The organism is Pseudomonas sp. Pmew2, from assembly GCF_058129885.1.
Window position 1 is genome coordinate 2,117,607 of record NZ_CM176702.1, and the last position, 25,509, is coordinate 2,143,115.

6 protein-coding genes are annotated in these 25,509 nt (G+C 62.8%); 5 read left to right on the forward strand and 1 reads right to left on the reverse strand.

Annotated elements, in window-relative coordinates:
- Positions 1-41 precede the first annotated feature (41 nt).
- The 4 genes from AC4ANK_RS09760 to AC4ANK_RS09775 all read left to right on the forward strand — a co-directional run bounded on the left by AC4ANK_RS09760 (position 42) and on the right by AC4ANK_RS09775 (position 23,306).
- Complete coding sequence (locus AC4ANK_RS09760) at positions 42-9,077, forward strand: non-ribosomal peptide synthetase (protein WP_460383064.1); 9,036 nt, start codon at positions 42-44, stop codon at positions 9,075-9,077.
- A complete protein-coding gene (locus AC4ANK_RS09765) occupies positions 9,074-13,186 on the forward strand; it encodes a non-ribosomal peptide synthetase (RefSeq protein WP_002552783.1) in 4,113 nt (1,370 codons plus the stop codon). Before AC4ANK_RS09760 ends, AC4ANK_RS09765 begins: the two co-directional genes overlap by 4 nt.
- Positions 13,186-22,338 carry a hybrid non-ribosomal peptide synthetase/type I polyketide synthase gene (locus AC4ANK_RS09770; RefSeq protein WP_031594821.1) on the forward strand — a complete coding sequence of 3,051 codons (9,153 nt, stop codon included), beginning with the start codon at positions 13,186-13,188 and terminating at the stop codon, positions 22,336-22,338. The genes AC4ANK_RS09765 and AC4ANK_RS09770 overlap by 1 nt, the downstream gene beginning before the upstream one ends.
- 98 nt (positions 22,339-22,436) lie before the next feature.
- Positions 22,437-23,306: a TauD/TfdA dioxygenase family protein gene (locus tag AC4ANK_RS09775; protein ID WP_460383061.1), complete on the forward strand. Its 870-nt coding sequence runs from the start codon at positions 22,437-22,439 to the stop codon at positions 23,304-23,306.
- A 42-nt stretch (positions 23,307-23,348) separates the two neighbouring features.
- Here AC4ANK_RS09775 and AC4ANK_RS09780 read toward each other — a convergent pair whose 3' ends face one another.
- A complete protein-coding gene (locus tag AC4ANK_RS09780; protein ID WP_002552787.1) occupies positions 23,349-23,864 on the reverse strand; it encodes a GNAT family N-acetyltransferase in 516 nt (171 codons plus the stop codon).
- Positions 23,865-24,017: 153 nt separating this feature from the next.
- On the opposite strand from AC4ANK_RS09780, the gene AC4ANK_RS09785 reads away from it, so the two are divergent.
- Positions 24,018-25,145, forward strand: a complete 1,128-nt coding sequence (locus tag AC4ANK_RS09785) for a saccharopine dehydrogenase family protein (RefSeq protein WP_002552788.1) — start codon at positions 24,018-24,020, stop codon at positions 25,143-25,145.
- The last annotated feature ends 364 nt before the right edge of the window (positions 25,146-25,509 follow it).

Below are 25,509 nucleotides of genomic sequence, written 5' to 3' on the forward strand. Positions count from 1 at the left end.
TCCGTTCATAAAAATAATCTGCTCACGGACGGTGGTTCCTGATGGTCGACAAATCTTCCTCGCGCGGGACGGGCTTCGCTCATCCCGATACAGAGCAACCCTTTGCCGAAAACCGGTGTGTACACGGCCTGTTCGAGGCTCAGGTGCGGCGCAATCCCGACGCCATAGCCGCGCGCTTCGAACAGGGCGCGCTTGACTACGCGACGCTCAATACCCAGGCCAACCGTCTGGCCCATTACCTGCGCAGCCTCGGCGTCGGACCGGATGTGCGCGTCGGTGTGTGCCTGGAGCGCTCGCTGGACATGCTGGTCGGCGTGCTTGCGATACTCAAGGCGGGCGGCGCTTATGTACCGCTCGACCCCGCTTACCCAAAAGCGCGTCTGGCACACATGCTGGCGGACAGTGCACCGCGCGTGCTACTGAGCCATGCAGCTGCGCGTCCGGCGTTGTTGGCAGCGCTTGAGGGTGGTGCGGCATTAGCGCCGCTGCTTGATCTGGCCGATACCCGGCTGTGGGCAGCGCAGCCGGTAGACAATCCGGACCCGCATGCGGTCGGGCTCACGTCGCGTCATCTGGCTTATGTGATCTACACCTCGGGCTCGACCGGCACACCCAAGGGCGTCATGGTCGAGCATCGCGGGCTGATGGCGGTAAGCGCTGCATGGGAGCGGCTATACGCACTGCACAACCCCCTCAATCACCTGCAAATGGCCGGGTTTTCCTTCGATGTGTTCAGCGCCGATCTGATTCGCGCACTGGGCTTTGGCGGCACGCTTGTTCTGTGCCCGCGCGACACGCTGATGGACCCGCCCGCGCTGTATCGCTTGTTGAGCGAGGCGCGCATCGATTTTGCGGACTTCGTGCCTGCGGTGCTCAACCCGTTGCTGGTCTGGGCGCAGGAGACGGGGCGCAATCTGTCGTTCATGAGCACGGTGGTCTGCGGATCGGACATCTGGACTGCCCATAGCGCGCGGCAACTGCGCAGGCTGTGTGGCGAGCGCGTGCAGATTGTTCAGGCCTACGGGGTCACTGAAGCAAGCATCGACAGCACCTGTTTTGAGTTCGATAGCAACAGCCACGTTGATGCGGTGCTGCCCATCGGGCGGGCGTTGGCCAATACGCGGATTTACCTGCTCGATGCGTTTGGCGAACAGGTTGCTCCAGGTGTTACGGGGGAGCTGTATATCGGCGGCGCAGGTGTCGCACGCGGTTATCTGAACTTGCCGCAATTGACCCTTGAACGCTTTGTCGACAGCCCGTTCGTGGCCGGTGAGCGCTTGTACCGCACCGGCGACCTGGCGCGTTATCGCGCAGACGGCAACCTGGAATTTCTCGGGCGTAATGACTCGCAGGCCAAGCTGCGTGGTCTGCGTCTGGAGCTGGGTGAAATCGAGGCGCGTCTGGCCGAAGTTACCGGCGTGCGTGACAACCTGGTGGTGCTGCGTGAGGACAGCGTCGGTGTGCCCAGGCTGGTCGCCTACTTTCGCGAACAGGCTGATGCAGGGCTGACGCCGAAAAGCCTTCGCCAGCACCTGCAACTCAGCCTGCCGGACTACATGATCCCCGCAGCGTTCGTGCGCATGGACGCGCTGCCGCTGACCGCCAACGGCAAGCTGGACCGTAGTGCATTGCCGGAACCGGGTGCCGATGCGTTCGATCAACACGCGTTCGAGGCGGCTCAGGGCCCGCTGGAAACGACACTCGCGACTATCTGGGCCGAGGTGCTGGGCGTGGAGCGGGTCGGTCGTCAGGATCACTTTTTTGCGCTTGGCGGCCACTCGCTGCTGGTGATGCGCGTGCTGGCCAAGGTTCGGCAGACATTGCGTCTGGACGTGTCGCCGGCTGCGCTGTTTGCCGCCCCCGTGCTGCGGCAGTTTGCTGAGCAACTGAGCAGCGCTTCAGGCAGCGCTCGTCCGCCCATCACAGTCATAGAGCGTTGCGGCGCACACGCGTTGTCGTCTGCTCAACAGCGGCTGTGGTTTCTGGCGCAGATGGAGGGTGGCAACGCGGCCTATCACATGCCGTTGAATCTGCGCCTGCGCGGACCGTTGCAGGTGGCTGCACTGCAAAGCAGTTTCAACCGGCTGGTGGCCCGCCATGAGGCGTTGCGTACCACGTTCATCGCCGTCGAGGGTGAGGGGCGGCAGCGGGTTGCTGCGACGGGGACGATTGCTGCATTGCCGATCATCGACCTGCATGGCGAGCCTGATGCCCAGGCGCGTCTGCCTGAGCTGATGGGCGAGGAGGGCAGCAGGCCGTTCGACCTGGCGGTCGGGCCGCTGATGCGCGTCAGCCTGGTGAAGCTGGCCGAAGACGATCACGTGCTCCTGCTGACCCAGCACCACATCATTTCGGATGGCTGGTCGATGGGCGTGCTGACGCGTGAGCTGGGGGTGTTGTACGAAGCAGCCCTCCACAAACACGCCGACCCATTGCCGCCCCTGTCGATCCAGTACGTGGATTACGCAGTCTGGCAACGCCAGTGGTTGTCTGGCGAAGTGCTGGAAGCGCAGCGACGTTACTGGCGTGAAACGTTGAGCGGTGCGCCGATACTGTTGGAGTTGCCTACCGATCACAAACGTCCAGCGGTCCAGAATTACCGTGGCGGCTTCGTGCCGCTGGTGTTTGACCGTGCGCTGAGCGCACGCCTGCGCGCATTGGCAACGCAACAAGGCACCACGCTGTTCATGAACCTGCTGGCCGCCTGGTCGCTGTTGTTGATGCGCCTGTCGGGGCAGGACGATGTGGTTATCGGTGTGCCTTCGGCGAACCGCAGCCAGCAAGAGCTGGAGGGCTTGATCGGTTTCTTCGTCAACACCCTGGCCTTGCGCATGACCCGCTCCGCCAACCCGACAGTGGCGAGCTGGCTGCAACAGGCGCTTCACGTCGCGCTTGCGGCCCAGGAACATCAGGACCTGCCGTTCGATCAGGTGGTGGAAGTGCTCAACCCGCCGCGCAGTCTGGCTTACAGCCCGGTCTTTCAGGCGCTGTTCGCCTGGGAACAGCATCAGGATTCGGACCTGACGTTGTCCGGACTTGACGTCAGCGTGCTGCAAAGCAGTCAGCCAGTGGCCAAATTCGACCTGCAACTGGCGCTCAGCGAGCGTGACGGGCAAATAGTCGGCGGTCTGGAATATGCTTCGGGCCTTTATGAGCCCGAGACCGTGGTGCAGATGGGCGAGTACTTGCGCCGCATCCTGACGCAGATGGTCGAGGACAGCGAACAGCCCCTTGCGACGGTCGCCTTGCTGAACACCGAGCAACATCGCCAGATTGTGCATGACTGGAACCGCACTGAACGCGACACCTCGCGGCAGCCCGATTGTGTAACGCGCTTCGAGGCTATCGTGCAGCGCGTGCCCAATGCCGTGGCGTTGCTTGCCGATGAGCAAGCGTTGACCTATGCCGAGCTGAATCAGTCTGCCAACCGGCTGGCACATTACCTGATCCAGCAGGGTGTAAAGCCCGAGCAACGTGTGGGTTTGTGTCTGGAGCGCTCGCCGCAGATGGTTATCGGTTTGCTGGCCATTCTCAAGGCCGGTGCCGCTTACGTGCCGTTCGATCCCGCGTACCCGGCCGAGCGGCTGGCGTTCATGTTCGGTGACGCCGCACCGACCCTGCTGCTGACTCAGGCCTCCCTGCGCGCAGACCTGCCGCAGCTGCGCGACACGCTGTCGATCTGCTGCCTGGACGTGGATGCGCAGCAGTGGGCGCAGTGTTCGGATTGCAATCCACACGTGCCCGTCAGCCCCGGCAATCTGGCTTATGTGCTCTACACCTCCGGCTCGACCGGGCGGCCCAAGGGCGTAGCGCACAGCCGTGCCGCGCTGGACAATCTGATCGCCTGGCAACTGGAACAGGCACCTGTTTCGCAACGGGTGTTGCAATTCGCCTCGTTGAACTTCGACGTGTCCTTTCAGAAAATCTGCAGCACCTTGTGTCAGGGCGGCAGCCTGGTGCTGATGAGCGAAACTGCTCGCAAGGACCTCGCTTCACTGCGCCCGACGCTGGTGGCCGAAGGCGTACAACGGGCGTTTCTGCCCTTTGCCGTGCTCCAGCAACTGGCCGGTCTCAGCGAGGCCGATGCCGCGCGTCCGGCGTATGGCTGTGAAATCGTCACGGCCGGCGAGGCGTTGCTGATCAATGACGAACTGCGTGCCTTTGTTTGCGGCCTTGGCGGCGCGCAGTTGCATAATCAGTACGGCCCGACCGAAACCCATGTGGTCAGCCAGTTCAGCCTGAACTGTGACGAAGCCGGACAGTGGCCGGACGCGCCACCGATTGGCCGGCCCATCGCCAATGCGCGTCTGTACGTGCTGGACGGCGACTTGAACCCGGTGCCGGTCGGCGTGGCCGGGGAGTTGTACATCGCGGGTACCTGTCTGGCCCGTGGCTACCTGAATCGTTCGGCGTTGAGCGCCGAACGCTTCCTGCCGGACCCGTTCGATCCGCAGCCTGGCGCGCGCATGTACCGCAGCGGTGACCTGGCGCGGTTTCACGCCGACGGCAACGTGCAGTATCTGGGGCGGATCGACCAGCAGGTCAAGCTGCGCGGCTTTCGCGTTGAACTTGGCGAGATCGACAGCCTTTTGCAACAGCAGCCGGGCGTGCAGGAAGCGGTCGTGCTGCTGCGCGAAGACGTGCCGGGCGACCAGCGTCTGGTGGCTTACGTGGTGGGCCTGGCAAGTACTGAAACCCTGCGCGCCGGGCTGCAGCGCCACCTGCCGGAACACATGGTCCCGACCGCCTGGGTTTCTCTGGCGCAACTGCCACTGACCCGCAACGGCAAGCTTGACCGTCCAGCCCTGCCTGCGCCAGAGCGCCAGAACGCAAGCACTTACGTGGCCCCGCGTGATGAGACCGAGCGGCAGATGGCGCAGATCTGGGCCGAGGTGCTCAAATGCGAGCAGGTCGGCCTCCACGATAACTTTTTCGACTTGGGCGGGCATTCGCTGCTGGCCACGCGGATGGTCTACATGATCAACCAGCGCATGGCCGCGCAGTTGTCCCTGAGCAGTCTGTTCAAGACGCCGGTGCTGGTGGATCTGGCAGAGCAGGTACGGCTCGGGCGTGGCGAAGGTCATTCGGTTGAAACGCCGTTTACCCCGATTGAAGCTGACCGCGGCGCACGTTACGCACCCTTTCCATTGACCGATATCCAGCAAGCGTACTGGTTTGGCCGCGAGTCTTCGGTCAGCCTCGGCGGTGTCAGTGCCCACGGCTACGAAGAGCTGCGCATTCCCGGCCTCGACGTGCCACGTTTCGAGCAGGCGCTGAACCGCATGATCCAGCGGCATGACATGCTGCGCGTGGTGTTTCGCAGCGACGGCACGCAGCAGGTTCTGGAGAGCGTACCGACGTATCGGATGCCACGCAGTGATCTGCGCGGCTTGCCCGTCGCCGCTGCGCAGCAGGCCCTGCAAGAGACCCGCGAACGTCAGTCCCATCAGGTGCTGGACGCCAGTCGCTGGCCATTGTTCGAGTTCAGTCTGTCGTTGCTCGATGACGGCATCAGCCATCTGCACATCAGCCTTGATGCCCTGATCGTCGACGCGGCGAGTACGCAGATTCTGGCGCGCGAACTGATGGCATTTTATGCCGACCCGCAGTTGCAACTGCCTGAGCCGGGCTTGACCTTTCGCGACTACGTGCTGGCCGAACAGCGCTTGCGCAGTGACCGCCGCTACGAACAGGCGCTGGGCTACTGGCGCGAGAAGGTCGCTACGCTGGCGCCCGCACCGGACCTGCCGCTGGTGTGTCAGCCGGAAAGCATCAGCCAGCCGCACTTTACCCGCCGCGATCGCGAACTGTCGGTGCAGCAGTGGTCGCGACTCAAGGAGCTGGCCCGACAATTTGCCGTGACGCCGTCGGTGATGCTGCTGACCGCGTTCAGTGAAGTGCTGGCGCTGTGGAGTCGACAGCCGCGCTTCACTTTGAGTCTGCCGCTGTTCAATCGCATGCCCTTGCACGCGGATGTCGATGACATCATCGGCGACTTCACCTCGCTGATCTTGCTCGAAGTCAGCCTTGAAGCGGCAGCCAGCTTCACTGACAAGGCGCGTGCCGTGCAGGCCAGGTTGTGGCAAGACATCGACCATTCAGTGGTCAGCGGGGTCCGGGTACTGCGCGAGCTGTCCCAGGCCCGTGGTGTGCAGCAGACCGCCATGCCGGTTGTCTTCAACAGCACCCTGTCGGAGGCCGCACCGGAACTGGCCGAATTCAATCTGGCCGACGCCCTGAACGCCGAGCACATGCACAGCATCACCCAGACCCCGCAGGTGTGGCTGGACCACACGTTGCTGGAGCTGGAAGGGCGCCTGCTGTTCAACTGGGACAGCATCGACGAATTGTTTCCGGTGGGCATGATCGAGCAGATGTTCGTCGCCTACAACGCGCTGCTGGACCGTCTGCTGGCGCCGGATGCCTGGAGCGCCAACACCGCGCAGCTGATATCGCTGGCACGCTTGCCTGTGCCCGATGCCAGTCCTGTCGACTCGGCGCTGATGCACGAATTGTTCGACCGTCAGGCGCTTGCTGCCCCGGACGCGCTGGCGGTGATCGGCACGCAGCGCCAGTTGAGTTATCGACAGCTGCGAGCCAAAGCGCGGCATCTGGCGGCGCGGCTTCAGCGTATGGGCGTGGTGCCCAACAGGCTGGTCGCTGTGGTCATGGAACGTGGCTGGGAACAGGTCGTCGCAACCCTGGCGATCCAGTACGCAGGCGGTGCCTACCTGCCGCTCGACCCGGCGTTGCCGACAGAGCGTCTGGAGCACATTTTGCAGCGTGCCGAAGCGAGTCTGGCCCTGACTCAGCCTGCACTGTTGCAACGCATCGAATGGCCCGAGCAGGTCAAGGTCATCAGCGTGACCGACCCGGTCATTTCCGGCGATGCCATTTCCGATCAGCCTGAATTGCACGCTGTAGACCTCACGCCAGACGACCTCGCCTATGTGATCTACACCTCGGGCTCGACCGGCATGCCCAAGGGCGTGGTCATCGATCATCGCGGCGCGGTCAACACGTTGCTCGACATCAACCGGCGCTTTGCCGTCGGCGCTGCGGACCGGGTGCTGGCGGTTTCGTCGCTGAGTTTCGACCTGTCGGTCTATGACTTCTTCGGCACGCTGGCCGCTGGCGCGGCGGTGGTGCTGCTCGAACCGCAGCAGGCCCTCGACCCGGCGCACTGGCTGGGGCTCATCGAGCGGCATCAGGTCAGCCTGTGGAACTCGGTGCCAGCCTTGTTCGGCATGTTGCTGGAGTATGCCGAAGGCGAGCGCAGTGCATTGCCGTCGAGCCTGCGGGTGGCGATGCTGTCGGGCGACTGGATTCCCCTGACGCTGCCCGAACGCGCCTGGGCGTTGCAGCCGACCTTGCAGCTGATCAGCCTGGGCGGGGCGACCGAGGCGTCCATCTGGTCGATCCTGTATCCGTTGCAACAGGTCGATCCCAACTGGCGCAGCATTCCCTACGGCAAGGCAATGGATCACCAGCGCTTCTATGTGCTGGATGATGCGTTGCAGGTTCGCCCGACGTGGGTGGCCGGTCAGTTGTATATCGGCGGTATCGGTCTGGCCAAGGGCTATTGGCGCGATGAAACCCTGAGTGCCGGGAGCTTCTTCGCTCACCCGCTGACCGGCGAGCGTCTGTATCGCACTGGCGATCTGGGCCGTTGGTTGCCCGATGGCAATATCGAGTTTCTCGGTCGGGAAGACACTCAGGTCAAGGTTCAGGGGCATCGTATCGAGCTGGGCGAGATCGAAGCTGCGCTCAATCGCCATCCCGGCGTGCAAAGCGCTGTGGTGCGGGTGCTGGGCGAAGCGCTGGGCGAGAAGCGTCTTGCGGGCTACGTACTCAAGGCCGATCCCTCGTTGCAGGCCAGTGATTTTGCCCAGTACCTGGCAGACAAGTTGCCCGCCTACATGGTGCCGAGCTCGTTTACCTTCGTGCAGGAATGGCCGCTGTCGGCCAACGGCAAGGTCGACAAGAAACGCCTGCCGGAACCAACGCAGGCTCAGGCGTCAGGTCCCGCGCTTGAAGTCGAAGGGCCACAGGAGCAACAACTGGTGACGATTGTGCAGGGCGTGCTCAAGCGTCCTTCGATTGCTGCCGACGCCAATCTGCTGAACCTGGGCGCAACGTCGATCGACATTGTCAGGATCAGCAATGCGCTGTCTGGCGAGCTGCAGTTCCGCCCCAACGTTGCGCAATTGCTGGCGCAGCCGACCCTGCTCAATCTGCTCGGCATGTACCGCCAGACTCTGGCCGATGGCAGCGTGGTCGACAGCGTCCGGCAACGGGCAGCTGCGCCCGAGCAGGTGATTGAAGATCCGCAGCAGCGGGCGCGCTTCAAGGCCGACCAGCGCGGGCGTCGATCCTTCAACGCGCAGGTTCCGGCGCTGGACCTTGCGCGCCCGGATGACCCGGCGTTGGCGCGGCGCTTCAGCGATTACCGCTCGGTACGCCAGTTCGCTACCCAGCCGATCCCGACCGCAGCCTTTGCAGGGTTGCTGGCCAGCCTGGCGCAGGGGCAACTGGATGGAGAGGTCAAATACCAGTTTCCGTCCGCAGGCGGTCTGTACCCGATCCAGAGCTACCTGTACGTCAAGCCGCAGCGGGTAACCGGTGTCGCAGCGGGTGCCTATTACTACGACCCGGTTCAGCACCGCCTGCTGAGGCTCGACAGTGATGTGCTGGACCCGGACACCTACGACTACTTCGTCAATCGTCCGGTGTTCGAAAACGCTGCGTTCTCGCTGTTCTTCATCGCCGACATGGCCGCAATCCGGCCGCTGTATGGCGAGCGCAGTCGCGACTTCTGTCATATCGAAGCCGGAGGCATGGCGCAATTGCTGACCATGACTGCGGTCGAGCAGGGCCTTGGCCTGTGCGGCATGGGCTCGTTCGAAGAGCAGCAATTGTCGGCGTTGTTCGAACTGGGACCGAATCATCAGTTGATCTACTCGATGGTGGGCGGCCTGCGCACTGCTGATGAACATCGCCGCACGCAGATCGAGGCGTTCGCTTCTGCTGCGGATCAAACGGACGACGCCAGCGACATGGAGGAGATCGAGATATGAATGCCTATCAATTGCTGGAGTTGTTCGGTCGTCATGCCGTGGTGCTTGAAGTGGACGGCGAAAAACTGCGTTGCAAGGCTCCGCGCGGGTTTCTCAATGACGAGATGTTGCAGGCACTCAAGCAACACAAGGCAGAGCTGATCGCTTTGCTGAGCGGCACCGACCCGGCGGCGATCCCCCGTCGTGCTGTCGGGCTAACGGCGCTGCCGCTGTCCTTTTCGCAACGCCAGCTGTGGTTTCTCGACCAGATGGAACCGGGCAATGCGTTCTATAACGTTCCCACTGCGATCTTGCTGAAGGGCACGCTGGATGTGCCGGTGCTGGAAAAGGCGCTGAACGAATTGATCATGCGCCACGAAATGCTGCGCACCACGTTTGCCAGTGTGGACGGCGAGCCACGGCAGATCGTGCACCCGGTGATGGCGCTGGCGATGCCGAAGGTCGACCTGCGTGACCTGTCGCCAGAGGCGCGTGAAGTGCAGGTCGGAATGGCTGTCGATCGGGAGGCCAAAGCGCCATTCGACCTGGCCAGCGGCCCGCTGTTGCGGGCTTCGCTGCGGCGTCTGGCCGATGACGAGTATCTGTGGCTGTACAGCGTGCACCACATCATCGCCGATGGCTGGTCGATGGGGGTGATCCTTCACGAAGTGAGCACCTTGTATGGCGATTTTCTGCGCGGTCAGGCGTCCAGTCTGGCACCGCTGGCGGTGCAGTACGCCGACTACGCCTGCTGGCAGCAACAGCGTCTGAGCGGCGAGGCGCTGGCGGGGCAACTGGCTTTCTGGCAGCGCACGCTGGCCGACGCGCCGCCGCTGCTCGACATGCCTGCCGACCGACCACGCCCGACCGTGCAGCGTTACGCTGGGGCGACCTTCAGCTCGACAGTCGATGGCAGCACCTTGCGCGGTCTTAATGCACTGGCCAGACAAACCCAGGGCACGCTGTTCAACGTGTTGATCGGCGCGCTTTCCGTGCTGCTGTGGCGCCACAGCGGTCAGCGGGACCTGTGCATCGGTACGCCGTTTGCCAACCGCAGCCGTCCTGAAATCGAGTCTCTGATCGGCCATTTCGTCAACACCCAGGTGATTCGCCAGCGTCTCGATGCGCAGCAGACCTTTGCTGAACTGTTGCGCGAGGTACGTGCCACGCTGCTGGATGTCCACGCCCATCAGGATGTGCCTTTCGACAGGGTGGTCGAGGCCGTCAACCCACAGCGTGATACCGGTTATTCGCCGTTGTTTCAGGTGATGATGGTGCTACAGAACACCCCGGGTACCGCTGTGCAGATGCCGGGGCTGAGCATGACGCCATATGGCACCGGCAGTGCCACGGCCAAGTTCGACCTGGCCTTCGAATGGGTCGAGCGCGACGGTGCGCTGAACCTGTTGGTGGAATACAACACTGATCTGTTTGATCAGGCCAGCATCGAGCGCCTGAGTGGACATTATCGACACCTGCTGGAGCAGGTTGCGCTGGACCCGAAACAGCCGGTTGGCGCACTGACGCTGATCACTGACGCCGAACGTGAACAGATTCTGCACGACTGGAACAGCCCGGCAGCGCTGACGCAGCCTGTCGATTGCGTGCATCGCCTGATCGAAGCTCAGGTAGCGCGTCGCGATGATGAGTGCGCTGTCATTTTCGAAGGTCGGTCACTGAGTTACAGCCAGCTCAACAGCCAGGCCAACCGACTGGCGCAGCACTTGCTCACCCTTGGCGTCGGCCCGGATGTGCGTGTAGCCGTCTGTATCGAGCGCTCGCTGGAACTGCCGGTGGCTTTATTGGCTGTGCTCAAGGCCGGTGGCGCCTATGTGCCGCTGGACCCGGACTATCCATCAGGACGCTTGCGTCATATTCTCGACGACACTTGCCCGGTGGTGTTGCTTGCTCTCGGGCCGACGCGCAAGATTCTCCGCGAGGCCCTGCAAGGTGCAGACTGCGAGGTGCCGATCCTCGATGTGCAGGCTGATGCCGTGCTCTGGGCTCAATGCTCGCCAGACAATCCAGACCCGCAGCGTGTCAGGGTCAACGCCGACCATCTGGCGTACGTGCTTTACACCTCGGGCACTACCGGCCTGCCCAAAGGGGCGATGGTCACGCACCAGGGGCTGAGCAACCTGCTGCTCTGGTGTCAGCAGTTCTGTGGCGAATCCGGAAGCATGCTGCACAAGATTCCATTCGGTTTCGACGCTTCCGCCTGGGAGCTCTTCTGGCCGCTGCTGACGGGCGGCCGACTGGTCATCGCCCGTCCCGGCGGGCATTTCGAACCCGGTTATCTGGCTCAGGTGGTGCGTGAACAAAGCGTCACCGCGATGGTATTTGTCCCGGCCATGCTGCAACTGTTTCTGGAGGTCGAAGAGGTCAGCGCCTGTCACACCCTGAAGGATGTGTTCAGTGGCGGCGGGGAGCTGTCGCCCGCAGTGGCCAGACTGTTTCAGAAGCGTCTGCCGCATGCCCGCTTGCACAATGTCTATGGCCCGACCGAAACCACAGTGATCAGCAGTGTCTGGACGCTGCAGCCTGGCGCAGAGGTTCCGCCGCGCCAACTGCCCATCGGCCGACCTATCGCCAACACCCGTTTTTACGTGCTCGACGAGCGTGATGCGCCGGTGCCGGTCGGGGTCACCGGTCAGTTGCACATTGGTGGGGTCGGCGTTGCACGGGGTTATCTGGGGCTGGACGAGCTCACTGCCGAACGGTTTATCGATAACCCGTTCGTTGCCGGTGACCGGTTGTACCGCAGCGGCGATCTGGCGCGTTATCGTCCGGACGGTCAGCTGGAGTTTCTCGGCCGCAACGACTTTCAGGTCAAGCTGCGCGGCATCCGCCTGGAGTTGAGTGAAATCGAAGCGCGGCTCGACTTGTTTCCCGGCATCCGTAGCAGTGTGGCACTGATCGTTGGCGATACCGCGCAGAACCAGCGTCTGGTGGCGTGCTGTGTCGCCGACGGCGCAGTGAACGAGTCCGCGCTGCGGGCTCACTTGGCGACGACCCTGTCCAGCGCCGTCATGCCCAGCGCTTATCTGTGGCTGGACGCCTTGCCGTTGACGGTCAATGGCAAGGTCGACCGTGTGGCTCTCGCGACACTGGCCGATCAGGACCTGGCCGAACGGCAGGTCAACCTCGGCAGCCCCAGAGACCATATCGAGCTGACGCTGTATCAGATCTGGAAAGATCTGCTGCTGGTGCCGCAGATTGGCATTCGCGACAACTTCTTCAACGTTGGCGGGACATCGATTGCGGCGATCAAGATGGCCTACGAGATCGGCCGGGCCTTCGCAGTCGAAGTGCTGGTGCGTGTGATCATCGGCCATCCGACCATCGAGGCGCTGGGCGGCTGGCTGCGTACCGGGGCCAGCCTGACTTCGGCACAGGGCAACCTGATCGAATTCCGCCGTGGTGCCGGGCAACGTAACGTGGTGTGCATTCACCCGGCGGGCGGCACGGCGTTTTGCTACCTGTCGCTGGCCAAGGAACTGCCGGACGCTATCGGTGTGTACGGCGTGCAATCGCCGGGGCTGAACCCTGGAGAGAGCACCGAGCCGAGCGTCGAAGCGATGGCCGACGCCTATCTGCGGCGCATCGCGCCATTGACGTCACAACCGCTGATACTCACCGGGCTGTCGTTCGGCGGTCTGGTGGCCTACGAAATGGCCCGGCGCCTGACGGCTGCTGGCAATCGTCAGGTCACGGTGGTGCTGCTCGATACCCAGGGCTCGGATGACCCAGGCTTTCGGCAACAGATCGGCACCGTCGACATGGCTGAATTTCGCGACAAGCTGGTGCGCTTCAACGGCATGTACCCCGGTATCGAAGACGCGCAGGTCGAGCGTTATTTCCACCTCTACAACCACAACCGCCTGGCCATGGCCGCTTACGAATGCGAGCCGCACGCCGGGCGCGTCGTGCTGATTCAGGCCCGTGAAGGTTTCAGCCGCGCGCAGTTGCACGAGTTGCGCAGCTTCTGGCGTCGCCGCGCGGGCAACGGTTATCGAGCCAGGCTGGTGCACGGCGGGCACTGGGACATGCTGGAAAGTGCCGAGGTGCATCGGGTCTCGCAGACGCTCAGGCAGGAATTGCAACGTTTCGACACGCAGGAGGCGCAATGATGAGCAGCCACAAGGAGGGTATGGCCCGGCAACCCGCAACTCTGCTGTCGCGCTTTGCCGAGCAGGTGCGACGCGATCCCGAGGCACTGGCGGTGATCGATCAGCACGTACGGCTGACCTACGCGCAACTGGCCAGCGCCAGTGAGCGCATCGCCAAGGGGTTGCTGGCACAAGGCACAGGCCGCGGTGATCCGCTTGCCCTGTGCATGCCGCGTGGCTGGCAGTGGGTGGCGACGATCATGGCCGCCTTGAAAGTGGGGGGCGTCGTGGTGCCGCTGGATCGGGCCAGCCCGCTACGGCGTCGGGAACTGATGCTGGACGATGGGGGGTGTGTCGGGCTGGTCACCCTGAGCGAAGATTCTGATGCCGTTTCGACGCTGCGTGGCTGGCACATCAGCGTCGAGGCGCTGCTGGATTACCCTGATCAGCCGCCACAACCTGTGCCGGATGACTTCGCCGAGCTGAGTTTTCTGTTCTACACCTCGGGCACTACCGGCACACCCAAGGCAGTGGAAGTGGGCGAGCGCGGCCTGTTGCGTCTGGCCCGGGCCGACAGTTACATCGAGATTCGTGCAGGCGACCGTTTTGGCTGCCTGTCCAATCCGGCGTTTGACGCCTGTAACTTCGAACTGTGGGCACCGCTGCTCAATGGCGGTTGCTGCGTCATCATTGCCGACGCAGACCTGCAGGACGCACGGCTGCTGGCCACAGTGCTGGAAACACAACAGGTCGATAACCTGTTCATGACCGTTTCGCTGTTCAACACGCTGAGTGCGGATGACCCTGGCTGTTTTGCCAGCCTGCGCCAGGTACTGATCGGCGGCGAGCAAGTCAGCGCCGCTGCGGTGCGTGCCTGGTATCAGGCCAATCCCGACAGCCGTTGCCGGATTTTCAACGCCTACGGTCCCACTGAATGCACCACCTTTGCGCTGTGCCATCCCATTGCCCGAGACTTTACCGGTGATACGGTACCAATTGGCCGGCCATTGCCTGACACAGGCGTGCGTGTGCTGAGCCCGGAACAGCGACCGGTTGCTGTCGGCGAGGCGGGCGAGCTTTACCTGAGTGGCAGCGGGGTGGCACGGGGTTACCGCCACCGTCCGGCAGAGACCGAACACAGTTTCGTGCGCCTGCCCGCGCTCGACGCTGCAGACACTCTTTATTACCGCACCGGCGATCAGGTACGGGTCAATGCCGAGGGGCTGATCGAGTACCTGGGCCGCATCGACCGACAGGTGAAGGTGCGCGGTTTTCGTATCGAGCCGGGCGAGGTCGAACAACGCATTCTGGACCATCCGCGGGTAGCGCAGGCGCATGTCTGTACCCGCAGGCAAACGGCCGAAGACCATCAGTTGCTGGCGTTCATCGTGCCACGCGAAGGCCTGGACTATCGCGAGTTGGACCAGCACCTGCGTGAACACCTGGCGGTATGGATGCGCCCGCATCAGCTGTTTCTGCTTGAGCGTCTGCCGCTGACTGCCAATGGCAAGGTCGATCAGCGTGCGCTGCTGGAGCAGCCCTTGAAACCCTGGCGACCGCAAGCCTGCTCACTGCCTGACGATCAGCACTCGCCCGCACTGGACTGGCTGTTGACCCAGGCCCGCAGGCTGTTGGCACAGCCCGACCTCAACAGCCAGGATGACTGGCTGGGCAGTGGTGGCGACTCTCTCAAGGCCATGCGCCTGCGCTCTGCAATCCGCACGCACTGGCGACGCGAAATTATGCTGGGCGCGGTGCTGGGCGAATCGTTCGCAGCACTGGCCGAACGCCTGAGCGATGAACAGGGCGCTGCGTCTGCCTATCCACCCGCGCCACCCGTCAACAGGGTCGGGCGTGCGCCAGCCACTGCCGAGCAAAGCCGCCTGTGGCTGATGCAGCAACGCACGCCGCAAGCCACGGCCTATAACGTGCCGCTCATTCTGCACCTTGCGGCAGGCATTCAGTTGCCTGCGTTGGCCGAAGCCGTGCAACGCCTGCTGGCCCGACACAGCGGGTTACGTACGGCCTTCGTGTCCGCGGCCGACGGGCTGTATCAGGAGGTTTGCGAGCGTGACGTGCTGTGCCGCACCTTTGCTGTGGGGGCGTTCAGCGAACAGACCTGGCGCAGCTTCGCGACGTTGGTATTCGATACACCCTTCGATCTGGCGACATCAGCCCTGTGCCAGGCCTGGCTATTGCCGTTTGCCGATGGCAGCTGTCGCTTGCTGATGAACCTGCACCACATTGTCATTGATGGCTGGTCGATGAACCTGTTGTTCGATGATCTGGTGCAACTGTACGACGATGCGCTGCACGGGCGGGCGAGTGCCGAGCCTTTGCCTGGGCTGGGCACGCTGGAATTTGCGCTCTGGCAGCGGCAATGGCGTGTCGACCCGCGCTATCGCGACCAGCGCCGTGCCTTGGCCGGGTTGCATCGCCAGCAGCCAGCATGTTCTCCACCGCTGGTGGCGGTTCGCGAACCAGGCCCGCAGGCACGGCTGTACCGCCAGCCGCTGGGTGCCATGCGCAGCGCCGCACTGGATCGGTTTTGCAGCCAGCAACGCGTCACCCGCTATGAAGTGTTGTTCAGCGTTTATGCTTGGAGCGTGTACGCGCTGACCGGCTGCGAACGGCCGCGAATCGCCAGCCCGGTCTCCAACCGTCCATTGACCGAGTTCGAAGACGCAATCGGCATGTTTGCCAACACCGTGCTGATCCCGACGGCGTTCGACAACAGCATGACGCTCGACCAGCAGATGCACCGCCAGACTGGCACAGTGCGCGAGGTGCTGGCCTTGCAGGACGTCGCCCTGGCTGATCTGGTCGAAGACCTGCGGCTGTCGTCGAGCAGTGCGTTGTTCGATTTCATGTTCGTGCTGGAAAACACCGACTACGCCAGACTCGCTCGTACCAGCTTGCGAGCGACGTTCGAACTCACCGAGACCGTGCAGGCCAAATGCCCGCTGACTTTGTCAGTGGTCGATGCCGGTTCACAGCTGGAATGCTGGTGGGAATACCAGTGCAGCTATTTCGACGCCGCGCAAATGACCGCCGTCAACCAGGTGTTTCAACAGGGCCTTGATCTGCTCCTGGAAAAACCCGCGGCCATCCTTGACGATCTGCTCACGCCTTACCGCTTCAGCCTGCCGCCCGCCAGTCAGGGTGGCAGCGATGCGGCGCCATTCGGCACCCTGGCCGACTGGTTCGAACATCAGGTCAATTGCACACCGGATGCCCTGGCACTGGTCGCGGATCAGCAGCGTATCAGCTATGCCGAACTGGATGCGCTGGCCGACACGCTGGCGGCGACCCTGGTCGAGCAATGCCCATTACCGGAAGGGTATGACGCACCGCAGCAAGTGGTGCTGTACCTCGAAGCGTCGGTCGAGCACATCGTGGCCTTGCTGGCGCTGGCCAGACTCAACCTCACGGCCGTGCCGCTGGACCCTGGCTATCCGCTGGCGGTGCAGCGTCAGGTCATGCAGCAGGCACAACCGTGTTGCCTGCTGTACAGCACAGCCACCGAGGCGGCACTGGATGAACTGAGCGCTGGTCGGGTGGCCCGTCATCGGGTCGACCTGAGCGCTGCGCCACGGTCATTCGAACGTCGCCGTCACGCGGGCGAGCGACCGTTGTACACGCTGTTCACGTCCGGCTCGACGGGTACGCCGAAAGGCGTTCAGGTACCGGACCGAACCCTCTGCAACCTGTTGCACTGGCAGCGTAACCAAGGTCAGTTGCCAGCCAGGTCGGTGACCCTGCAATTTTCCATGCTGTCGTTCGATGTGTCGTTTCAGGAGATTTTCAGCACGCTTTGCGGCGGTGGCTGCTACCACCTGATCAACCCACGCTGGCGGCAGGATGCCCAGGCATTGTTGAGTTATCTGCAGCAAGCGCGCATCGAGCGGTTGTTCCTGCCGTGCGTGGCCTTGCAGCACTTGGCGCAGACGGCAGTCAGCCAGGGCGTTTACCCGCAGGCGTTGCGTGAGGTGATCACGGCCGGCGAGCAACTGCTCTGCACCGATGCACTGCGCAGCTGGTTTGGTGGCATGCCGCAGGCGCGTCTGTTCAATCATTACGGGCCGACCGAAACCCACGTGGTCAGCGCCTGGCGTTTGCCAGCGGCGGTTCAGGACTGGCCACTGCGAGCGCCTATCGGGCTGGCGGTGAACAACGCGCGGCTGCTGCTGGTGGACGAACACGACCAGCCAGTGCCAGGTGGCAGCCGGGGGTATCTGCTGGTCGCGGGGCCGATGATTTCGCGCTGCTACCTGGCCGACCCGGCGCTGAATGCCGCGCGGTTTGTCGAGTTGCCGCAGCCCGAGGGCAACATGCTGTTCTATCGCACCGGCGACCTCGCCCGGGCTGATGCCGATGCCTGCCTGCACTACCTTGGCCGTGACGACCAACAGGTCAAGGTCAGTGGCCAGCGTCTTGAGCTTGGGCAGATCGAAGCCGCACTGATGCAGGACGCTCAGGTAAGCAATGCGGTGGTGGCCATGCACGGCGAGCCGCCGCGTCTGGTGGCCTGGTTGCAGGTCAAAGGCACGCCGCCTGACGTGCAGCAGTTGGATCGCCAGGTCACGCTGCACTTGCCTGCGCATGTGCGTATCGACGAATACCGCTGTGTCGATGCCTGGCCGCGTACGCCCAGCGGCAAGATCGACCGAAAGGCGTTGGGTTCAGTGGGCGAGGCACTGCCACGGCGTCGCAGTGCACTTGCGCAAGTGCCGCTGAGCGCGCTTGAACAGCAACTGAGCGAGTTGTTCGTGGCGGTCATCGGCCGTGATATCGAGCTTGATCAGACCTTCTTCGAGGCCGGTGCCACCAGCCTCGGGCTGATGCGCCTGCATGCCCGTTTCAACGAACAACTGGCACAACCAGTGGCGATGGCAGCGCTGTTCGAACATGTCACCGTGCGCCGTCTGGCGCAGCACCTTTCGGCCTCCCCATCGGTCTCGGTGGCGCGTACGCAAGGGCCCGAAGCTGACGAACAGCCGATGGCAATCATCGGCATGTCGGTGAATGTGGCGGGGGCGGGCAACCTTGCCGAGTTCTGGGCAATGGTCCAGGGAAACCAGTTGGGCATCGAGCTGTTCGACGCCGCCGATGGATTGGTCGGCGCGCGTAGTCAATTGGCGAGAATGCTGGATTTCGACCCGGAATACTTCGGCATCAGCCTTCAGGAAGCACGGCTGATGGACCCGCAACAGCGGCACCTGTTGATGGGCTGTGTGCAGGCGCTGCAACATGCTGCAATCACGCCCACAGCCGACGGCCCACGCATTGGCCTGATCGCCAGTTGCGGCGAAACCACGTATTTCCAGCAGATGCTGCGTGAAACCGCCGAGGGTGATCTGCCGGACGGCTTTCAGATGGCGTTGCACCACGACAAGGACTTTCTGGCCACCAAGGCGGCGTACCACCTGGACCTCGGCGGCCCGGCGCTGAGTGTTCAGGCAGCGTGCGGCAGTTCGCTGATTGCCGTGCACCTTGCGGCGGCGATGCTGCGCCAGGGCGACAGTGATGTAATGCTGGCCGCCGGGGTGCTCGTCGACCCGACTCTGACGAATGGCTACCGTTATCGCCCGCAACACATTTTCTCTCGTGACGGGCTGTGCCGTCCTTTCAGTGACGATGCCAGCGGGACCATCGGGGCCAGCGGCTATGGGGTGGTGGTGCTCAAACCGATGGCCCGCGCCCAGTCCGATGGCGACCGAATCTATGCGCTGGTCGAGGCCTCTGCGCTGAACAACGATGGCCGGGCCAAGATGAGCTACACCGCGCCTTCGGTGGCGGGGCAGAGCGCGGTGATCAGCGAGGCCCTGCGCAAGGCGGGTGTCACAGGGGCTGACATGGGCTACATCGAGGCCCACGGCACAGGCACGCTGCTGGGCGACCCTATTGAAGTGGCGGCACTGAGCAAGGCGTTCGGTGCAACGCCCGCTGCCAGTTGCGCTCTGGCTTCAGTGAAAAGCCAGGTCGGCCATCTGGGCGCGGCGGCGGGTGTAGTCGGGCTGATTCGTGCGACGCTTGCGGTATTTCATGGTGTGATCCCGCCCAATCTGGGCTTTGCCCGGATCAACCCGCAAATCGACCTGCAGCACTCACCGATCTACATACCCACCACCTCACGGCCATGGCCCGAAGGCCGTCGGCGGCTGGCCGGGGTGAGCAGTTTCGGTATCGGCGGCACCAACGCGCATGTGATTGTCGGCGCGCCGCCATCGCAGGCAGACAGCGCCGAGGAATGCCCGCCGTGCCTGCTGCTGTCGGCGCACAGCCGTACAGCGCTGGAGCGGGACGTCGCGGCAATCGATGCGTGGCTCAATACCTTTCCCGAACAACAGACCGCACTGCTGCGTTACCTGCAAAACGGACGGCGCGCGTTGCCCTGGCGCTTTGCGGTGATCTGCCAGCCGGGTCACACGCTGCGCTTGCAACCTTCTTCGATCAAACGGGTGACGGTCTCGGACGTGCGTCTGAAGGCCAGTGAACACTCGCCGCAGGCGTTGCTGGAAGCCTGGTACGCGGGAGCCAGTATCGAGGTGGCGACGCGTTCGGCACCGCCACCGTGGAACTTGCCGCCCTCGGCGTTCGACTTGCAGACCTTCCGCTTCAAGCCATCCGCCGCTGTCGAGCCGCAGCCGCCGCAAACCGCTGAGCGCCAGCCGATGGCGGACTGGTTTTATCAGCGTCAGTGGCAGCGGGTGCGTCGTCTGGGCACACAACCGATTGGCGAGCGTCGCGACAGGCTGGTGGTGTGCAGTCACGAGCGCATTGATGCCGCACTGCTTGGCAGCCTGCAGGGCGTTTATCGGCACGTCATCGAGGTGCAGGCCGGTAATGGCTATCAGCAGCTTGGCCCGAACCGTTATGAGCTCGATCCACTGGACCCGCTGGCGTTTAGCCGATTGATCGCCGAACTTGATCAGAGTGGGCAGGCGGCGACCGAACTCGACTGGCTGCATGCCTTGCCACTCTCGGTTGCCGGGGTGGTCAACGAGCAAAGCCTTGCCGCCGCGCAATGGGCGTGTCTGGACACGGTCAGCGCGTTTTTGCAGGCCTGGGGGCAACGCGCACAGAAGACCGCTTTGCGACTCTGGCTGCTGTCCTGGCAGGCGTGCCCGGTAAATGGTCAGGTCATGCGTCCGGAACTGGCGGCGCTGGCAGGTATTACCGAAGTGGTCCCGCAGGAGTACCCGATACGCTGTCACTGGCTGGATCTGCCCACTGCGCAATGGGGCACGCAGGCTCGGCAACTGGCGACGCTGCTCGCCGAGCCGACGTCGCTGCCACGGCGCATGGCCATTCGTGACGGTTACCTGTGGCAGCCACAGTTGCAGCCCAGCTCGCTCGCGCTGCCAACGGTCGTTTCGAATCTGCTGCCGGTAAATGGCACGTTTCTGGTGCTCGGCGGTGCAGGCGGTATCGGCCGTACGTTGTGCGAACACTTTCTGCAATCAAGCCAGCGGCGGGTGGTGCTGTTGTCACGCCGTGGGGAGTGTCCGCAGGAGCTGCGCGATTATGCCGCGCGTATCGATAGCGTTCAGGCGGATATCGCCGATTTGGCACGCTGGCCCAAGGTGCTTGAGCAACTGCGCGAGCGTTATGGACGCTTTGATGGGGTAATCCATGCTGCCGGGACCGGAGCGGGCAGCCTGATCCGTCAGCGCGATGCTCACCTGTTGTCTGAAGCGATGGCGAGCAAGACCCGCGGCATGCTGGCGGTCGAAGCGTTGATCGAACAGATGACGCCTGGGTTTGTGCTGTACTGCTCATCGATGTCGGCGCTGTTTGGCGGCGCTGGACATCTGGATTATGCCGCCGCCAGCGCGGTGCTCGACGGCTTCGCCCATTACCGCCCGAATGCCGAAAATGCCTGCGTGCGGCTGGGTATCAACTGGGACATCTGGAGCGAAACCGGTATGGCCACTGCCAGCGGCGTCGGCGATGAAGCGCATCAGCGGCACCTGGCGGTCGGCATGTCGGCGCAAGAGGGCTGCCGGGTATTCGACGCCGCCATGACTGCACAACTACCGCAATTGTTGATTTCGACGACCGATCTGAACACCGCACGCCAGTTTTACCCGGCTCGTCATAGCGGTGGGGCGACGCTGGTCGATATTGCGCCAGCCGTTGCGGCAGAAACCGGTCTGCCAGAGCGTCTGCATGGCTGCCTGTGCAAATGGCTTGGCGTAAGCGCTCTGGATCCGGATGACTCGCTGTACGAGCTGGGCGCTGATTCCCTGACCTTGCTGGACCTGATCGACGAATTGCAGGCCGCGACGGGTGTGGTATTCCAGTTGTCACAGTTCAGCCACAAGGTCAGCCTGCGCGAGGTACTGGCGCTGGTGCAGTCAGCGCAGGGCGGTGCGGCTGCAGTCGAAGACCAATGGGCCGATGCGGTGAGGATTGACCAATGGCATGCGGGGGCTGACCGCGAGCGCCTGTACCTGATCCATCCGGTGGGCGGCGATGTTCAGGCGTATCGCGAGCTGGCCTCGGCGCTGCACCCTGATCTGGGTGTGTGGGTAATTGCCGACCCGGCCTTGCGCCTGGCCGAGTTGCCGAATATCAGCCTGGCCGAACGGGCGCAGCTATATCTCGACGCGTTGCAGGCCCATCACCCCGACGGCACAGCATGGCGGCTGGCCGGCTGGTCGTTCGGCGCGTGGGTGGCGCAGGCGATGTGCAACCTGCTGGCGGACGGTTGCGAGCAGCCGTTGCTGTACCTGATCGATCCGCCTGCGCCGGACGCTGGCACCGAGCTGGCGCGGATCGACGAAGAACATATTCAGCAGGTCTTCCAGCGCGAGTTTTCTGCACGACGGGCCCTCAACACTGCCGCCAGCACGGCCAGCGAAGACGCGTCACGTTACCTGCAAAGCCTGATTGTCTGCTGCCAGAACAACATGGCGAGCATGGCTGATCATCGGCCCGCGCAACTGCCTGATACCAAGGCACGACTGTTCATTGCTACGCGTCCCAATCCATATGGCATGGGCAGCGCCTGGCAAATGGCAGACCTGCAGCGTGCCTGGCAGGACCTGTTGCCGCACCTGCTGAGCTGGCAGCCTCTGGATACTGATCATTACAGCATTGTCGCAGCGCCGTGGGCGCAATTGATTGCCGAGATGATCAACGCAGACCTGCCAGCGGGGGAGGGCTGAACGCGTTACCGGCACGCTTTTCAGACGGGGCTGATGTCCCGGTAAACCAGTTACGGACATGGTGATCGGCCATGCCAACCATTCAAGGGTGAGGGATCATGGATCAAATGGCACTCAAGGCCATCGAAGGCATCGCGGGGGCGCCTCGCGCGCCGTATCACAGCATCACGGTCAACCGCCTGACACCCATAATCGGTGCAGAGGTCAGCGGGGTCGACCTGTCGCAGCCTCCGGGTGAGGAGCAACTGACGGAAATCCGTCGTGCCTTTCTGGAAAACCACGTGCTGGTGTTTCGTGATCAGCACCTGACGGTCGAACAGCACAAAGCCTTTGGCCGGCTGTTTGGACCGTTACGTGCCTTGCCGGTAGAAAGCATTGATGGCGATGACCCGGAGCTGGTCGTGGTGCGCGCCAACGCCCAGTCACGCTTCGCTGCTGGCGAGCTGTGGCACACCGACGGCACCGCCGACCTGGAACCGTCGATGGGCTCGATGCTGTATGTAAAAGAGACGCCCGCCATTGGAACCGGTGGCGACACGCTGTTTGCCAACATGCACCTGGCCATAGAAATGCTCTCGCCTGCGATGCAGGCGTTTCTTGGCGAACTGACGGCCATTCACGATGGCGAGATTCCGTGGAAGGGCTATCAGCCGCCTGCCAACCTTCCCAAAAGCGAGCACCCTGTGGTGGTTCGCCACCCTGAAACCGGACGCCGCAGCCTGTTCGTCAATTCCGGTTTCACCTCGCATATCGTGCAACTGTCCGCAGGAGAGAGCCGCAAGCTGCTGAACATGCTGTTCGACCTGATCGCCCGTGAACCCTGTCTCAGTTGCCGCGTGCGCTGGGAGCCCAACACGCTGGTGTTCTGGGATAACCGCTGCACCCAGCATCACGCGGTGTGGGATTACTTCCCGCACTCGCGCTATGGCGAGCGAGTGACGATTCTCGGAGGGCGGCCCCAGGCCTGAAGGCGTTTGCGATTGACCGGCGAACGCCGGTCAGCTGCTTCATCAGCGCAGTGGCAGGTGGTATATCAGGTCGTCGAACCACTGATCGCCGATTTGATAGGCCTGCGGGACGCGGCGTTCGAAAGAGAAACCGCATTTCTCCAGCACCTTGCAGGAGGCAATGTTGCCATCGGTCACGGTCGATTCCAGTGAATCGAGGCCGATGGCGGCAGCGTAGTCGATGATTGCCCGGCGGGATTCGGTGCCGAAGCCTTTGCCTTGATGTTCCGGCAGCAACAGACAGCCCACTTCGGCATGCCCTGGCGACATGATGCGAAAGCCGCTAACCCCCAGCTCCACGCCGCTCTGCTTGTCGACGACCACCAGGCACAGCCAGTGATCGGACTCTGGCGTCCACACCGGGAGGCGATGATCAAAGCCTTTGCGAACTTGTGCTTCTTCGATTTCCCCGAAGACGTACTGCATCGTCTGAGGCTCGGAGTGCAGCCTCAGAAACAACGGCCAGTCACTGGCGAACAGGGTCCGCAGATAAAGCCGTTCGGTGTGTAGTTTCAGCATCCGTTGCTCCTTGCACGATCAAAAAGGCACAGGGTTTTGTACTCGGCATTCGGCCAATGATCAATAATGCACGCGCATTTCATCGCCATCGCTCGCGGCAATCGCTGAGCAGCAAGGCATGGTCATACCCTTCAGCATTTCAGGGACGAGTAAATGGCACTTCGCGTATTGGTCATTGGTGGCTATGGTAACTTCGGCAGCCTTATCTGCAATCATCTGGTGATGATGCCGGACATTGAACTGGTCATTTCCGGCCGTGACAGCCGCAAGCTGGCGGAAAAAGTCGCTGAGCTGCAAACACAGGGTGGCAAATATTGCGAGAGCTGGTGCGTGGATATCATGCAGGACGGCGCTGGCAGCCAACTTCGCGCGCTGGGCATTGATCTGGTTATCCATACGGCGGGGCCTTTTCAGGGGCAGTCGTATGCCGTGGCCCGGCATTGCATCGCGGCGGGTGTGAATTATTGCGACCTGTCGGATTGCCGGACCTTCGTCTCCGGTATCGCTACTCTGGATGCCCTGGCGCGTGAGGCGGGCGTCTGCGTGCTGAGCGGATGCAGCTCGGTGCCGACGCTTTCGGCGGCCATCATCGATCAGCATCGCCAGCGTTTCCTGCGCATCGATTCGATAGCGCATGGCATCTCCTCGGCAGCGAAAATGCCCGGTCTGTCGACCGTGCGTGGCGTACTGGCCAATGCCGGGCGGCCGATCAGGCAACTGCGCAACGGCAAGGTCCACGAAGTCCATGGCTGGATGGACCTGACCCTGCGCCGGATGCCCGGCATGGGCACACGGCTGGTGGCCAATGTCGACGTCCCGGACCTGGATGTATTCGCGACACGTTATGCCGCGCGGCATCTGAGCTTCAAGGCCGGCTCCGCGCTCAAGGCCGGCGGCATCGCGACCTGGCTGCTGGCGCTGGCGATTCGCTGTGGGCTGCTGCGCGATCCTGCGTCGTGGGCCGAGCGGCTGTACCGTTGGGGCGCGCGCTTTGAACACTGGGGTGATCGAAAGAGCGCGATGTACATCGATGTCGATGGCGTCGACCTCACCGGCCAGCCGCTGCACATGCGTGCGCAATTGACTGCACTGAACGACAAGGGCCCGGAGATCCCCGGCAGTGCTGCCGTCGCGCTGAGCGGCAAAATGGCCGGTGGCTATCGCCCACAACCGGGCGCACGGGCCTGCGTCGGAGAAATCACCTTAGACGAGTACCTGGCAGCGATCAACGAGCCGGAAAACATCCGGCTGGATGTTCATTTCACCGACCGCAACGTCTGACGCTGTTGCCAATCTCCGATGGCTCCGTACAGGCGAAGATCAAGGCAGTTTCATTGCGTGATCTTCCGGTTTCGCGCGGTGCCAATCATCGGAAAAATTCTGCTCAGGCGATTTAAATAAATATTCATCATCGCGCTCCGGCCACGTAATTCTTGGGCTTCAGGGTGCCTTCGATTGGCGCGTGCGTGATTCCGATAACGTTAACTATAAAGTTAAATCTTTCAGCGCCGATTCACGTGCATCCCGAAAAATCAAAGGCACACACGTAATGAGCGCAAAATGGTTGGACAACTTGAAAGTCAGCAAAAAATTAGGGCTGGGCTTTGCCGCTATTTTGCTGGGCGTACTGACCGTTACCGCCATC

Coding starts and splice junctions, on each gene's coding strand:
- AC4ANK_RS09785 (WP_002552788.1), top strand. CDS start 24,018: ATGGCACTTCGCGTATTGGTCATTGGTGGCTATGGTAACTTCGGCAGC.
- AC4ANK_RS09765 (WP_002552783.1), top strand. CDS start 9,074: ATGAATGCCTATCAATTGCTGGAGTTGTTCGGTCGTCATGCCGTGGTG.
- AC4ANK_RS09760 (WP_460383064.1), top strand. CDS start 42: ATGGTCGACAAATCTTCCTCGCGCGGGACGGGCTTCGCTCATCCCGAT.
- AC4ANK_RS09770 (WP_031594821.1), top strand. CDS start 13,186: ATGAGCAGCCACAAGGAGGGTATGGCCCGGCAACCCGCAACTCTGCTG.
- AC4ANK_RS09775 (WP_460383061.1), top strand. CDS start 22,437: ATGGATCAAATGGCACTCAAGGCCATCGAAGGCATCGCGGGGGCGCCT.
- AC4ANK_RS09780 (WP_002552787.1), bottom strand. CDS start 23,864: ATGCTGAAACTACACACCGAACGGCTTTATCTGCGGACCCTGTTCGCC.